Below are 14,604 nucleotides of genomic sequence, written 5' to 3'. Positions count from 1 at the left end.
CCGGCCCACGCGACTACTTCGTCTTCTTCGCCCCCGACTTGGGCGAAGCCTTCGCCGACTTCTTCGCCCCCGCCTTGCTCGCGGACGTCGCCGACTTCTTCGCCCCCGCCTTGCTCGCAGACTTCGCCGACTTCTTCGCCCCCGCCTTGCTCGCAGACTTCGCCGACTTCTTCGCCCCCGCCTTGCTCGCAGACTTCGCCGTCTTCTTCGCCCCGGCCTTCGGCGAAGACTTCGCCGATTTCTTCGCCCCCGCCTTCCCCGACTTCTTGGCCGCCTTCTTCGACCCCGACCTCTTCGCAGCCTTCTTCGCCCTCGACTTCTTCGTCGCCTTCTTCGCCCCCGGCCGCTTCGCGCCTCCGGCCGCGCGCGCCGGCGGCTCCTCGCGGTCCGCGAGCTGGCGCAGCTCGAACGAGTCGTAGGGCAGGTCGAACTCGTCGAACACCTCCGCGTGATCGACGAAGTTCGGGAACGCTTCGATCACGTCCGCGCAGGCCCGCAGCGCCCGGCGTTGCACCGCCGACAGTTGCTCGGGCACGCCATCAGAAAAGAGCACGCGGAAGAGCGTCTCCAGCGTCGTCACCTGCGACAGCGCGTCCTGCTCGCGCATCGCCTCCATGAGCGCGTCCATGTGCCGCGCGAGCACCTCCGCGGGCAGGTGGGCGCGCGCGACCGCGGCGACGTCCCCGCTGAAGAACGGCGCCAGCTCGGCCGTCGATTCCTCGATCGGCGAACCATCGATCGCGTACGGCTCGATCGCCGCGATCCACTCCGGCGCCGGCTGCTTCGCGCGCGGCCCCAGCAGCACCGCCAACACGAAGCGCACCATCGGGTCGCTCTCGGCCGCGAACGCGCGCTCGAACGCTGGCCGCGACGCCTCCGCGCTGGCCGTCATGCCGAGCCCCATCGCCGCCCGCCCGCGGTCGGCCGGCGTCACGCCCGCACGCAGCCGCCGCTCGAACAGCGCGATCACCTCGCGCTCGCCTCGCCCCGCGTGCGCCAGCAAGAGCTCTCCTGCGCGGGCCAGCTCCTGGTCCTCGCCGCCCACGAGCGCCACGAGGCGCGGCAGCGAAGGGCGCATCGCCGTCATCCACGCCTCGTACGGCTCGCGCTCCTGGGTGATGTACGGGAGCCGCAGCACCTGGACCAGGAAGTCGATCAAGCGCCGCTCCACCGCCGGCCGCGCCGCTTGTAGCGGCAGCACCGTCGCCAGCGCCGTCGCCACCCGATACGTCGCCGGGTACACGCTGCCCTGATGTTCGATCTCCGGCCAGATTTGCTCGAGCGAATACGCCGCCAGCGCCGGATCGTCGGCGAGCACGCCATGGACGTAGCGCGGCAGCTCGCGGGCGTCGCCGAAGGCGGTCTCGACCCGCGCCCAGGAGCCGCGGCCGAGGGCAGCCACCAGCTCGGGCGACCGCTCCAGCCGATCCAGCGCCGCGCGCGTGACTTCCTCGTCGTGAGCGTCGTGGAATGCCTCGCGGACCGCCGTCGCGTCATCCACCGTGCGCTCCTCGTCGTAGCTGGCGAAGCCCGGCATGAAGCAGTCCCAATGGTCGTACTCGTTGAGCGAGTGCTCGCCGTCCGTCGGCATCGTCAGCGCCGCCGCGCCGGTCGCGTCGTGCAGGGTCCACACGCCCTTGCCCCCGCCCGTCGACGCGTACGAGACCAGCAACGCGCCCGAGAGGTCGTAGTACTCGACCTTGCTCGGCGGCTGCTTCGGGTCCTCGCCGGCGATCGCCTCGAACACCAGCCGGTCGTTGTAATAGCGGCGGACGTGGTGCGGCCCGACCTCCTCCATGCGCACCGAGTAGAGCTTCTGCCCCTGCGCGTCGAAGAAGGTCTCCGTGCGATCCTTCTCGCCCTTGCGGTAGAGCGTCGCGCTGCGGACGACCGGCGGATCGGTGTCGGGATAATAAAACGACTGGACCATGTCGCCATTTTCCGCCCACCGCTTGGACATCCACAGCCGGCCGCTTTCAAAAGTGTCCTCTTCGCGCGGCGTGCCCGCGGGCTCGTGCAGGCTGCGCTCGCCGAGCACCCCGTCGCGGTCCCACACGCGCCGCTCGCCGCGGAGCTCGCCGGTCACGAGCGCGCTCCGCTGCAGCACCCACGCGCCCTCGTCGGAGTCGTAGAACGCCTGCGCCGGCACGTTCGCCGGCCGCGGCGGCGGCGGCTCGCCGTCCCGCCCGACCAGGCGGCCCTGCGCGTCGAACATCCGCTCCGTCACGACGTAGCCCTCGTCGTCGAACTCGCGCTCGATGGCCCGCACGGCCTCGCCCAGGCTCGAGTCCCAGAACTTGTCCTCCGGCGACGGGCCGTCCAGCCGGGTCCACCGCATCAACCCGGTCCACACATTTTTTAAAAGATTCTTCACCCCGCGCTGCGACTCCGAGCCGTCCGGGTGGAAGCGCCGATACTCGAGCCGCTGCGTCCCGTCGCCCCACTCCTCGACGCACTCGACCTCGCCGCTCGGCCGCCACGCCGTCCAGGTCCCGACGCGCCGGCCGGTCGGATCCTTGACGCCGAAGTTCCAGCAGTCGTCCTCCCAGAACGCTTCGGCAGGCAAGTGAGCGGGCTTTTGGGGGAGCTTCGACATGGCTGCGCGAGGGTGTCCGCGCCGCGCGCCGCTGTCAACCGAGCCGCGCATGCGCCGGTTCGCGCATGCCTGAAAGAGCATGTCCCTTCAGGCATGCCATCAGCGATCCGCGGCGCACAGGCTCACGCCTCCGGGCACATCCCTGCATTCGTTTCATCCGGTGCGTGCCAGGGAGGGATGCGGCGTCGCGACCCGCGATCCCCTCATGGAAAACAACTCGATCGCGATCGCCATGATCCTCACCAGGATGAAAGTGGGAGGTAGAAACAGCATCAAGAACCGACTTCTGCGAAGGCGCACATCGCGACGGACAGAACAATCCCGAGCCCGAACCGGGACCGGAGCCCGAGCCCGATCGCCGAGCCTCCCCGCATTCGTCGACGAGTTCTTATCGGACGTGTCCTCCGAAGATCGCGGGAGCTCGGGTCCCAGTGTGATCGCCCCCTGCGACGCCCAGGCGAGCCGAGCAGGGCGGATCACGGTGCCACCTGGGGCGCGCCGTCGGGGGCTCAGAGCGCGAGCTTGGCCAGGAAGATGTCGGTCTTGCCGGCGGTCGTCAGGACCTCGCCGGCGATGTCGATGCTCTCGCTGAAAGAGCCGAGGACGACGACGTGACCGGCGGCGTTGGTGGCGACGCCCGCGAGCCAGTGGTAGCCGGCGCCGGTGCCGAGGTTGACGCCGTGGAGCAGCTCGCCGGCGGGATCGTACTTGGCGAGGAAGGCGGCGGCGTGCGGGCCCGCCGTCAGTTCAGCGCCGCCGCCGAGGTCGATGGCCTGGTTGAAGATGCCGCCGACGATGACGTTGCCCGCGGCGTCGGCGGTGATGGCGTCGATGCGCGAGGTGCCCGGTCCGCCGAGGCGACGGCTCCAGAGGTGGTCGCCGTCGGCGTCGAAGACCGCGACGAAGGCGTCGAAGTTGCCCTCGTGCATCAGAGGACCACCGCCGAAGTCGAGGACGCCGTCGAAGTACCCGCCGACCAGCACGCGCCCCGCGGCGTCGGCGGCGAGCGTCTGGATCCGCTGATCGCCGCCGTCGCCGAAGCGCTGGCTCCACACGTGCCCGCCGTCGCCGTCGAGCTTGGCGAGGAACACGTCGCGGCCGTTGGCGAGCATCGGCCCGCCTCCGTAGTCGAGCGAGCCGACGAAGTACCCGGCCTGGAGGAGGTGGTCGTCGCCGTCGACGGTGGTGAGGGCGTACTGGTGGTCGGCGTTGCCGAAGCGCTCGGCCCACTGGTACCCGCCGTCGCCGTCGAGCCTGGCGAGGTAGATGTCGGCATCACCCGCGCTGGTCAGGGTCGCGGGGCCCAGCTCGAAGTTCGCGTAGAAGCCCCCGCCGAGGATCACGTCGTCGTGGCTGTCGATCGCGCAGCTCACACCGTCCTGTTTGTCGGGACCTTTGTAGAGCGCGCTCCACTCGTGCGCCCCGCCGGCGTCGTAGCGGGCGACGGCGATGTCCTGCCCGTCGGTGCTGGCGAGCGTCCCGCCGCCGAGGTCGACGGCGCCGTTGATGTTGGCGGAGAGGACGACGCCGCCGGCCGCGTCGAAGGCGACGTCGCGGCCGTACTCCTGGTCGGCGCTGCCGAAGCGACGGCTCCAGAGATGGTGGCCGTCGCCGTCGAAGCGGGCGAGGTAGCCGTCGTACAGGCCGGCGCTGACGAGCGTCCCGCCGCCGAAGTCGAGGGCGCCGTAGAACCTGCCGGTGATGGCGATGCCGTCGTCGGGGCCGACGGCGAGGCTGCTGGTCTCGTTCTCCAGCGGGCCGCCGAATTGCTCGACCCACAGCGCCGCGCCGCACTCGGGGACATCGCCGAGGCAGTTGTCGTCGGCGGGCGTGCTGCAGTCCTCCGGGCTCGGGGTGACCTCGCCGACGCAGGGCCCGAAGCCGCTGCCGTCGGCGGCGCAGGTACGAACCCCCGCCTTGCACACGCCGACGTCGCGGGTGCCCTCCGGGCCGCTGTAGCAGTCCTCGCTGGCCCCCGGCTCGCACACGCCGCCGGTGTCGCTCGTGGTGGTGGTGTCGTCGACGGTGCCGGTGGTGGTGTCGTCGGTGGTCGAGCTCACCGGCATCGAGGTGCCATCGGTGGTGTCGTCGTCGGTGGTCGAGCTCACCGGCATCGAGGTGCCGTCGGTGGGGCCCAACGTGGTGGTGGTCGGCTCCGCGGTGGTGGTGCTCCCGCTCTCCGAGCCGCCGGAGGTCGTGGGCTCGGCGGTCGTCACGCTCGCCGCGGTGGTCGTCTCGCCGCTCGTCGTCGTCGTCTCGTCCGTCGTCGCGCTGCCGGCGACGTCGTCGCTGCAGGCCGTGACGAGCAGCAGGAGCGCCGCGGCTGCGCCGCTGGCAGAGCGCCGGAGGGGGTGGATCGTTGGCTCGGTGGTGCTCTCGGGCATGGCGTGACCCCATACCCCGGGCCGACGATCACCGGCATCGATCACCCTACGGAGGGCGCACTTGGCGACGAGCGTCAATTGCGTAGTCGGGCGCGCTCGCGGCCAAGAGGCCGGCTCCGCCGCCGAGCCGGCGAGAGCGGGTCACATAATCACGACTGTGTCGAGCTCGTACATGCAGCACCCTACCCCGGGCGACGACCGCCGGCATCGCTCACCCTACGGAGGCGCGCGCCGTCGCCGAGCGTCGGTTGCGTATGCCTCGTGCATCAGCGCGCCGGCGCGGCTCAGGCGCTTGCAAGCCCGACAGGACAGGAAACGCCTGTACCTCCGAGCCCGCAGTACCCGCCCGGATTTGGGTGCAAATACTGCTGATGGTAGTCCTCGGCAGTAGCAACCGAGCCTTCTGCAGTACTTAGGGTTCGGGTCACGTCTGGGTAGAGCCGGGCGGCCGGCTGAACCCCTGCCTAGTCGAACGGCACATGCGCGTCAAGACGTAAATGGAGAAGCGGCCGGCTGCTCCGTTAACCGCAGCAGCGCGCCGCTCGCTCTTGCCGTGTAGAGAGCACACATGCGCCCCATTCTCCCGCTCTCCGCGCTCGTTCTGCCTCTCGCGGTCCTCGCCTTGGCCTGCGGGGATAGCACTTCCGAGGCAAGCGTGACGGGGTCACCAAGCACGACGAACTCGTCCGGGACGGAGGGTCAAACGACCAGCACAGGCAGCAGCACCGGAGACACCGGAGGTCCTTCCACCCACGCGATCTGCGACCGCTACCTCGCGTGCATCTCCGCCGCGGCTCCCGGCGAGCTGCCCGCCGCGCAGATGGGCTTCGGCCAGAACGGCACCTGCTGGCAAGGCAGCGAGAACGACGCCCAGCTCTGCCTCGACGCCTGCGAGGCCGGCCTCGAGACCTTCAATGAAGCCTTCCCCGACGAGCCGAAGTGCGCCCTCTGCCAGGACCACACTGAGTGCGACGCCGACGCCGGCGAGCTGTGCGACCAGGGCAAGTGCACCGTGACAACCTGCAGCGACGGCGTCGTCGATGCGGAAGAGGTCTGCGACTCACAGCCCGGTTACGACGCGGATTGCCTCGGTCCGTCCGAATGCAACCCATTCTCGAACTTCGGATGCTCAGAATCCAATACCTGCGCCATCCAGCCGATGTACACGTTCGACGAAATCACGCTTGCTCGCTGTCTGTCCTATCCTGAGTGGTTCTTCGCCTTGGAAGGCGATCCTTGCCAGGACTTTGGCCCCGACCCTACCGTATGCGATCTGGGGCTCGGCTGTGCCAGCCCCGCGCTGTTGCCAGACTGCGATCCGGGGATGGGTAAGGGCTGCTGCACTCCCCTCTGTACCCTGGACGATCCGCAGCAATGCTCAGTCAACGAGAAGTGCGTCCCATATCAGGACGCATCCGGCTACATTCTGGCGCCGGAGCTCACCTACCTCGGAATGTGCGTCCCGAAGTGATCGCCATTGCAGTTATTCGCAAGCCCTCGACGAGTCGGGGTCGCGTCGAGCGCTCATTCGCTTGCCTGCCGCAGGATCGAGGTATTCTCAAATGCCCGTGGGACACGACACGCCGGTGCCGCCAATCCCACAGTACCCCCCCGGATTCTTATGTAGATATTGCTGGTGATAGTCCTCCGCGTAATAAAACGTCGGCGCCGGCAGCACCTCGGTCGTGATCTCGCCGAACGCCGCGTCGAGCAGGCGCTTCTGGTACGCGTCGCGCGACGCCTCGGCCGCCTGCTTCTGCGCCTCGCTGGTGTAGTAGATCCCCGAGCGGTACTGCGTACCGACGTCGTTGCCCTGGCGCATGCCCTGGGTCGGGTCGTGGTTCTCCCAGAACACGCGCAGCAGCGCTTCGTAGCGGACGCGCTGCGGGTCGAAGACCACCTGGACGACCTCGTTGTGGCCGGTGCGGCCGCTGCACACCTCGCGGTAGGTCGGGTTCGGGGTGTAGCCGGCGGCGTAGCCGACCATCGTGGAGATCACGCCGGGCACCTGCCAGAACTTCTTCTCGGCGCCCCAGAAGCAGCCCATGCCGAACATGGCGATCTCGGCGCCGGCCGGGAACGGCGGCGACATCGGCCCGCCGAGGACCGCGTGCTGCGCGGCGACCGGCATGGGGGTCTCGCGGCCGGGGAGCGCCTCTTGCGGGCGCGGCATTCGGAGCTTGTCGGACGAGGCGAACCAGGACATCCCCCGCAGGGTGACGCATGGCGGCGGCCACGGCCAGCGCGACCGGGCCCGGGAGGTGCTGCGTGCCGGATCGCGCACGTCGGGACGGGCCGGCGGCCGGGCGCTTCCGGGCGGCTCTGCTATCTTCGCCCTTCCCCCGCATGTCCACACTCACTCGCGACCGGCTCGTCACGTCCCTGCAGCAGCTCACCGAAAGCGGCGGGGCCGACAACAAACTGGTCGTCGCCGCGGGGGACTATTACGTGGTCGTGCACGGCCGCCTGGGCGGCTCCGACCTGGCGGTCGAGGTCGTCTCGAACTTCTACCTCGGCGGCCCGGCGCAGCTGACCCCGGCGCGGCTGCGGTCGCTCGGCGAGCGCGGCTACTTCGAGCGCAGCGGCTTCAACAACCTGTTCCGCGACGTCCGCCTGACCGGCGCCGACGCGGCCGGCAGGCTGGCCGACGAGCTGCTGGCGCTGTTCTCCCAGATCTTCGGCGTCGAGGCCGACGCGCCGGCGACCTTCGAGCTGCAGCTCGGCGACCCCGAGCCGACCCGCAACCCCGACCTCGTGCGGGCGATGAAGACCCTGGCGGTGCGCCGCGACATGGACGCGCGCCAGCGGGTCTACGTCGCCGTGATGAACGCGACCTTCCTGATGCCGGTGAACCCGGCGGGCCGCACCAGCGACGAGCCGCTCGAGGTCGACCGCCTCGGCAGCTTCCCGGTCATCGCCGCCTTCACCGAGATCGACTCGCTGCGGCTGTGGCAGCCGAAGGGCTGGCCGTTCGCGCTGATCCCGGGCGCCCGCCTGGTGCCGCTGGCGGTGTCGCGCCGGGTCGGGTCGCTGCTGCTGAACCCGCGCGGCAACGTCGGCGGCGAGCTCTACATCAACGAGCTCGAGTCGATCGAGGGCGCGCTGCGCCGCCGCAACAACTGACCGACAAAAGCGTCCCGCGAGGAGGCGCGATGGAGGGCGAGTTCTCGAGCGCGACGACGCTGACGGCCGACGAGCGGCGCGAGCTGTACGCGCGCCGCGACGGCCCGGGCGTGCGTCGGTTCGCCATCCAGCTCGGCTTGCTCGCGGCCTCCGCGGTCGCCACGGTCGCGCTCGCGGACGCCGACGCGCGCGTGTTCTGGCCGGTGTTCGCGGCCTACAGCGTGCTGTTGGCCTCGATGTTCGCGCCGATGCACGAGGCCGGCCACGGCACCGCCTTCGCCAGCAAGCGGCTGAACCGGCTGGTGCTGCAGCTCGCGGCCGGCCTGTCGCTGATGCCGCCGACCGGCTTCGTCGCCTTCCACTTCGAGCACCACCGCAAGACCCACGAGGTCGGCGATCCCGAGGTCCCCGGCGGCGACCTCGCGCTGGCGGCCTGGCCCAAGAACCCGATCGCCGCGCTGATCGTGCTCAGCGGGCTGCCGCTGCTGCTCGCCAAGCTGGCCGCGCTGGTCAACCTCGCGGCGCCGCGCGGGCCGAAGTGGTTCGTCAAATGGATGCCGTGGCTGCCCGAGGTCCAGCGCCCGGCGACGATCCACGAGGCGCGGATCATCGTCGCCGTCCTGGTCGTGCTCGTGGCGCTCGCCTGGCTGGTGTGGCCCGCGCTGGGGTGGCTGCTGGCCGGCTGCGCCGGCGCCCACGTGGTGCTCGGGCCTTACCTCGCCGCCGAGCACACCGGCATGCCGACCGACGGCGACGTGCTCGCGCGGACCCGATCGGTCCGCAGCAACGCCGCCGTCAGGTGGCTGTTCTGGAACATGCCCTACCACGCCGAGCACCACGGCTGGCCGGCCGTGCCGTTCCACGCCGTGCCGGCCCTGCACCGCCGCGTCGCCGCCGGCCTGCCCCGCCGCTACCGCGGCTACCTCCACGTCTACCTGGCGGCGCTGCGCGGGCGATGACTGGCCTTGAGGGCATGCTCTCGAAGTCATGCCCGAAAAGACATGGCCGATCGAGCATGCCGCGGAGGACATGCCCTTTGCGCCTCACTTCTTCGGCGCGAACACGACCTGGACCACGCGGCCGCTCTCGACCTGGCCGGGGGGCACGTCCTGCGACACGGCGACGCCGGAGCCGGAGGCGCGGAGCTCGACCTTGGCGCGGCCGGCGAGGTCGACCGCCTGGGCGAGGGTGAGGCCGGTGAAGTCGGGCATGCCGGTGGTGACCTTGGGGTGGGCGGCGGCGCCGCTGCCCCGCTCCTCGGCGCCGGGCAGCGAGGGCTCGACGTCGATGTCGGCGAGCACGCCGAGCTCGGCCTCCATCTGCTTGGCGGCGACCACCACCGGCTTGGGCGCCGGCGGCGTCTTGCCGTCGTCGCGGGGCACGCCGAGGTGGGTCATGATCTGCGCGCCGAGGCGGGCGAAGCTGGGGGCGGCGACGTCGTTGCCGTAGTGGGCGCCCTCGGGCGCGTCGACCGACACGAGGATCACCACCCGCGGCGCGCGGGCCGGCAGCGCGCCGATGAAGCTCGAGTAGTACATGCCGTCGGCGTAGCCCTTGCTGCCGGCCTTCTGCGCGGTCGAGGTCTTGCCGGCGACCCGGTAGCCGTCGACGTGGGCGTTGTTGCCGGTGCCGAGCTCGGTGTGGACGACGTCCTCGAGCATGCGCATGACGGTCTTGGCGGTGGCGCTGCGGACCAGGCGCTCGCCCTCGGGCACGTGCTCCCACACGGTGCCGCCGCGGGCGTCGAGGATCTTCTGCACGATGGTGGGGTCGTGATAGACGCCGTCGTTGGCGAGGGCGCCGAACGCCGCGGTCACCTGCAGCGGCGACGCGGCCATGCCCTGGCCGAACGAGATGTTGGCCATCTGGATGTCGGACCACTTCTCGGGCGGGGCCAGGAGGCCCGCGGTCGCGCCCGGCAGCTGGACCCCGGGGCGCTCGCCGAAGTGGAACTTCTTGACCCACTTCGACAGCGTCTGCTTGCCGAGGCGGTCGGCGATCTTGGTCGTGCAGATGTTCGACGAGGCCGCGAGGATCTCCGACACCGTCAGCCACTCGGCCGCGTGCGCGTCGTGGATCGTGTGGCGCGGCGTGTACTTCCAGCGGCCCTTCTCGCAGTAGAACGTCTCGTTCTCGCGCACCGCCCCGAGCTCGAGCGCGGCGGCGACGGTCACCGCCTTGAGCGTCGAGCCGGGCTCGTAGGCGGCCTGGACGGCGAGGTTCTGGGTCTGCTGGGCGCGCTCGACCGGGTGGTTGGGGTCGTAGGTCGGCCGGTTGGCCAGGGCGAGGATCTCGCCGTTGCGCGGGTCGAGCACCAGGATCGAGGTGCCGACCGGGTTCCACTGGCGGACGACGGTGTTGATCTCCTCCTCGACCATCGCCTGGATCGCCGAGTCGATCGTCAGCACCACCGTGTCGCCGCGCGCGACCCCGGGGTCGGGCACGCCGTCGACCAGCAGCTTCTTGCCGGCGGCGAAGTAGGCCGGCGACAGCGCCTCGCGCCCGCGCAGCTGCATGTCGAGCCCGAGCTCGACGCCGGCGGTGCCGCTGCCCTGGGCGCCGACGCGGCCGAGCACGTGCGACGCCAACAGCCCGCGCGGGTACACCCGCGCCGTCGACGGCTCGAACGACACGCCCGGGATGCCCTTGGCCTGCAGCGCGGCCATCTGCGCGTCCGACAGCGGCAGGCGCAGCAGGCGGTAGGCCTTGTCCTTGGCGATCTCCTCGCGCAGGTAGTCGGCGCTCTCGTCGGGCTCGATCTCCAGCACCGCCTCGATCAGCGCCTCCTCGGCCCCGCGCGCGCGCACGAGCCGGGGGTTGATGGCGATCTTGTGCACCCGGTCGTCGACCGCGAGGGTCATGAAGTCGCGGTCGACGATCTCGCCGCGGCTCGCCGCGAGCTTGAAGCTGCGCAGCTGCTGGCGGTTGCCCTGCTCGGCGTAGGCCTCGTGCTCGACGGTGGCGATCCGCGTCGCCTTGACCCCGGCGCCGACCAGCGCGGCGCAGATCGCCGCGCCGACCAGCGACGCGCGCCGCCCGACCGCCCGCATGTCGCTCGCCATCGGCGCGGGGATCAGGTTCTTGCGCATGATGTTGCCGCGCTTTTCGGACATGTTCGATCCGCCCTGTCTCATCCGCCCTGTTTCGAGGGACCTGTCCCCTTGGACTCGTCACGCAGCCGGATCGCCTGCAGCCGATCCGGCGTGGCCGGCACCATCTGCATGCGCCCCGCCGCGACGTCCTCGATGTAGTCGGGGTGGCGCAGGTAGGCCCGCTCGGCCTCGAGCCGGCGCTTCTCGTCGAGCAGGCGCCCGTGCTCGGCCGTCAGCTCGGCGATGTCGGCCCCGAGCTCGAGCACCCGCGCCCGCGTCCGCACCTGCACCACGCCGGCCGCGGTCAGAAGCCCGAGCGCCAGCATCAGCACCAGCGGCAGCCCGGTCGGCCGGCGCGGCGGGGGCGGCGGCAGGCGGTCGTCGGCGCGCTGGAAGCCGTGCTCGAAGCTCGGCGGCGTCGCGCCGCGGCGGACGTTGCCGGTGCGCGGAGGCTTGGTCGTCGGCGTCATGGCAGCGCACGCTCCAGGACTCGCAGCCGGCTGCTGCGGCTGCGCGGGTTGGCGGCGACCTCGGCGTCGCCGGGCGCGGCGCCCTGGCGGTAGCCGCCGGGCACGACGAAGCGCGGGCGCGGCAGGTCGCGCGCGGCGATCGGCAGGCCCGCGGGCGGCTGCTCCGCGCGGGTCAGCGCGGCGAACCGCTGCTTGGTCGCGCGGTCTTCGAGCGAGTGGAAGGTGATGATGCCGAGCCGCCCGCCGACCTGCAGCCGCTCGGGCGCGGCGGCGAGGAGCCGGTCGAGCTCGCCGAGCTCGTCGTTGACGCGGATCCGCAGCGCCTGGAAGGTGCGCGTGGCCGGGTGGATCCGCAGCCCCAGCTTGCGCCGCTGCGGCGCGCTCATCGCCGCCGCCACGACCTTCGCCAGCACCCCGGTGGTCTTCGGTCGCACCGCGACGATCGCGGCGGCGATCCGCGCGGCGTCGGGCTCCTCGCCGTAGTCGCGCAGCACCTGGGTCAGCTCGCCGGCGCTGATGTCGGCCAGCAGCTGCGACGCCGGCACCCCGCGGCTTGGGTCCATCCGCATGTCGAGCGGGGCGTCGACCTGGAACGAGAAGCCGCGCGCGCCCGTGTCGAGCTGGTGTGAGGACACTCCCAGGTCGGCGAGGATCGCCGTCGCCGCGGTCACCCCCGCGGCGTCGAGCACCTCGGGCAGGTGGCCGAAGCTCGAATGCACCAGCTCGACCTCGGCCGGCAGCTTGCGACGCGCCTCGGCCAGCGCCTCCTCGTCGCGGTCGAGGGCGATGGCCCGCAGCTTCGGCCCGGCGGGTCGGGCCTCGGCGTAGGCGGCCAGCACGGCCAGCGTGTGCCCGGCCCCGCCGCAGGTCGCGTCGACGAACACCGGCGCCTCGGCGCGCACGAGCGCCGGCGCCAGCGCCTCGCAGACCTCGCGGACCAGTACCGGCCTGTGGAACTCGGAGGACATCGCGCGCGCCAGGCGGGTGTGACAGCGCTCGCCGGCCCGGTCAAAAAACAGGCGACCTGGGCCCCGGGCCCGCCCGCGCGGGCGATTCGGGCGCCCCGCCCGGGCGCCAGGTTCGGCCGGACGCGAGCAGACTCGGCCGAACTCGCCTGCGGACGGGCCCGTTTCGCGGCAAAATTCTCCCGCGAAAACAACGCCTTGGACACTTTGTCATTGACCCCTCGGGGCCAAAATTTGTAGGTTGCGCTGCCTTATTTCGAGGGAGCCCGCCGTGCTTTCGACGCGGATGAAGAATTATCGCCAGCTCTTCGAGTCCTCGGAGCTCCTCTGGGAAAAGCTCGGGATGCTCAACGCCGCGCAACGGCGGACCTTCGACGAGCGCTTCATGATGTCGTGGATCTTCCACGACTTCGCCCTCGAGGGGCAGATGCTGTCGGTCGCCGAGATCAAGGCGTCGATCGACGACGAGATCATCTCGACGCCGAGCCTGATCCCCGCGTATCTGCACGTCAAGGCGGTCCGCGACGGCATCTACATGCTGCTCGAGACCCGCGGGAAGCGGCTGCAACTGTCGCTGGAGTGGCTGAAGAAGCTGCACCAGACCCTGCTGCCGCAGGGCAAGAAGGATCAGGTCCAGTACCGCAAGGACAACCCGATCCACCGCATGTACTTCCACGACCTCGCGCCGGCCGACAAGATCAGCTACCGCATGCGCAAGCTGACCGACTGGTTCCGGACGGAGGAGTGCCGCAAGGCCCACCCGATCGAGCTGGCGGTCGAGGTCCACCGCGAGCTTATCAGGATCTTCCCGTGGCCGGACATCAGTGGGCGCGTCGCGCGCCTGGCGATGAACGCCATCCTCATCGCCGAGAACTACTGGCCGTGCATCCTGCACCACAACGAGCGCCAGACCTACTACGACGTGCTCCGGCTCGACCAGGACCAGCTCCTGCAGTTGGTGCTCGACAGCATGGACGAGGGGATCCGCTCGTCGAGCCGGCTCTACCAGAGCATTGTTGACTCGTCCCGGGCGTGACAGACAGTAGGCACCGCATGCCCGTGCCGAACAACCTCCAGGCCCGGCCGCTGCGCGTGGTTCGCAACGCGCAGGTGTTCGCCCGGGCGCGTCTGCCCTCCCGCCACGGCGAGTTCGAGATCGTGTCGTTCATCGACGACGTCGGCCGCACCCTCGACGACGTGGCGATCGTGCGCGGCGACGTCCGCGGCCGCACCGAGGTGCCGACGCGGATCCACTCCGAGTGCCTGACGGGCGACGTGTTCGGCTCGTTCCGCTGCGACTGCCGCGACCAGCTCGAGCTCGCGCTGCAGCGGATCGCCGGCGGCGACGCGGGCATCATCCTCTACCTCCGCCAGGAGGGCCGCGGGATCGGCATCGCCCAGAAGATCCGCGCCTACCACCTCCAGGAGCAGGGCCTCGACACCGTCGAGGCCAACCTCCACATGGGCTTCGACGACGACCTCCGCGACTACTCGGTCGCCGCGGCGATGCTGCGCGCCCTCGAGGTCGGCTCGGTCGTGCTCCACACCAACAACATGAGCAAGGTCGCCGGCCTGCAGCAGGGCGGCGTGACCGTGGCCCGCCGCGAGCCGCTGATCGCCGAGGCCCGCGAGCAGAACCGCCGCTACCTGGCGACCAAGCGCGACAAGAGCGGCCACCTGCTCTGAGGGACATGCCCGAGCGGACATGGCGACAAAGCCATGTCCGTCGCGCCATGCGAGCCCGCCACGCACGGGTTGGCCGCGCCTGGACCGCCCGGGGATCGAGCTCGTGTCGCGCGACGCGATGCCGGCCATCTTCGTCCGGCTCGGCCCCCGCGCCGCGGATATCCGTCTCGCGCGTACCTCGTCGAGGCCTTGCGCGACGCGTCGAGAGCCTTCACCCGCGCCATGCGCAGCCGACCGGAGCGGCGGCGGAGCCCGGCCTGGTGGCGCTGCCGCGCCTCGGCCCGGCAG

At 71.0% G+C, this 14,604-nt stretch carries 11 protein-coding genes and 1 pseudogene; 5 read left to right on the top strand and 7 right to left on the bottom strand.

Annotated elements, in window-relative coordinates; genetic code table 11:
• Window positions 1–13: 13 nt before the first annotated feature.
• From NAEX_RS28970 to NAEX_RS54655, 3 genes and pseudogenes are all read right to left on the bottom strand, one after another.
• Window positions 14–2,596 carry a hypothetical protein gene (locus NAEX_RS28970; protein WP_143140372.1) on the bottom strand — a complete coding sequence of 861 codons (2,583 nt, stop codon included), beginning with the start codon at window positions 2,594–2,596 and terminating at the stop codon, window positions 14–16.
• Between the two features lie 509 nt (window positions 2,597–3,105).
• Window positions 3,106–4,980 carry a nucleotide-binding protein gene (locus NAEX_RS28965; protein WP_143140371.1) on the bottom strand — a complete coding sequence of 625 codons (1,875 nt, stop codon included), beginning with the start codon at window positions 4,978–4,980 and terminating at the stop codon, window positions 3,106–3,108.
• 284 nt (window positions 4,981–5,264) lie between these two features.
• Window positions 5,265–5,372 (bottom strand): annotated as a pseudogene (locus NAEX_RS54655) (peptide-methionine (S)-S-oxide reductase MsrA); the annotation flags it as partial.
• A gap of 176 nt (window positions 5,373–5,548) precedes the next feature.
• On the opposite strand from NAEX_RS54655, the gene NAEX_RS28950 reads away from it, so the two are divergent.
• Window positions 5,549–6,451 carry a hypothetical protein gene (locus NAEX_RS28950; RefSeq protein WP_096330715.1) on the top strand — a complete coding sequence of 301 codons (903 nt, stop codon included), beginning with the start codon at window positions 5,549–5,551 and terminating at the stop codon, window positions 6,449–6,451.
• Window positions 6,452–6,538: 87 nt separating this feature from the next.
• Here NAEX_RS28950 and msrA read toward each other — a convergent pair whose 3' ends face one another.
• Window positions 6,539–7,186 carry a peptide-methionine (S)-S-oxide reductase MsrA gene (gene msrA, locus NAEX_RS28945; protein WP_096330714.1) on the bottom strand — a complete coding sequence of 216 codons (648 nt, stop codon included), beginning with the start codon at window positions 7,184–7,186 and terminating at the stop codon, window positions 6,539–6,541.
• 140 nt (window positions 7,187–7,326) lie between these two features.
• Here msrA and NAEX_RS28940 point away from each other — a divergent pair, with 140 nt between their 5' ends.
• A complete protein-coding gene (locus NAEX_RS28940; RefSeq protein WP_096330713.1) occupies window positions 7,327–8,103 on the top strand; it encodes an SseB family protein in 777 nt (258 codons plus the stop codon).
• A gap of 29 nt (window positions 8,104–8,132) precedes the next feature.
• Window positions 8,133–9,062 carry a fatty acid desaturase gene (locus tag NAEX_RS28935; RefSeq protein WP_096330712.1) on the top strand — a complete coding sequence of 310 codons (930 nt, stop codon included), beginning with the start codon at window positions 8,133–8,135 and terminating at the stop codon, window positions 9,060–9,062.
• Window positions 9,063–9,146: 84 nt separating this feature from the next.
• Here the strand turns inward: NAEX_RS28935 and NAEX_RS28930 are convergent, their stop codons facing one another.
• Genes NAEX_RS28930 through rsmH form a run of 3 tightly spaced genes read right to left on the bottom strand, consistent with a single transcriptional unit; the run spans window position 9,147 to window position 12,633 of the window.
• On the bottom strand, window positions 9,147–11,216 hold the full coding sequence (locus NAEX_RS28930; RefSeq protein WP_170136087.1) for a penicillin-binding protein: 2,070 nt from the start codon (window positions 11,214–11,216) through the stop codon (window positions 9,147–9,149).
• Between the two features lie 17 nt (window positions 11,217–11,233).
• Window positions 11,234–11,665 carry an FtsB/FtsL family cell division protein gene (locus NAEX_RS28925; protein ID WP_096330710.1) on the bottom strand — a complete coding sequence of 144 codons (432 nt, stop codon included), beginning with the start codon at window positions 11,663–11,665 and terminating at the stop codon, window positions 11,234–11,236.
• Window positions 11,662–12,633, bottom strand: coding sequence for a 16S rRNA (cytosine(1402)-N(4))-methyltransferase RsmH (rsmH, locus tag NAEX_RS28920; protein ID WP_096330709.1), 972 nt, complete (start codon window positions 12,631–12,633; stop codon window positions 11,662–11,664). The genes NAEX_RS28925 and rsmH overlap by 4 nt, the downstream gene beginning before the upstream one ends.
• 268 nt (window positions 12,634–12,901) lie before the next feature.
• Here rsmH and NAEX_RS28915 point away from each other — a divergent pair, with 268 nt between their 5' ends.
• Together NAEX_RS28915 and ribA are read left to right on the top strand one after the other, a co-directional pair.
• Window positions 12,902–13,666: a Fic family protein gene (locus NAEX_RS28915; RefSeq protein WP_143140370.1), complete on the top strand. Its 765-nt coding sequence runs from the start codon at window positions 12,902–12,904 to the stop codon at window positions 13,664–13,666.
• Between the two features lie 17 nt (window positions 13,667–13,683).
• Entirely contained in the window at window positions 13,684–14,316 is a 633-nt protein-coding gene (gene ribA, locus NAEX_RS28910) for a GTP cyclohydrolase II (protein ID WP_096330707.1), read from the top strand.
• The last annotated feature ends 288 nt before the right edge of the window (window positions 14,317–14,604 follow it).

The organism is Nannocystis exedens, from assembly GCF_002343915.1.
In the GTDB taxonomy this organism is placed as follows: Bacteria; Myxococcota_A; Polyangia; order Nannocystales; family Nannocystaceae; genus Nannocystis; species Nannocystis exedens.
Note: the sequence above shows the minus strand (reverse complement) of the source record. Positions and strands in the feature narration are given on the sequence as shown.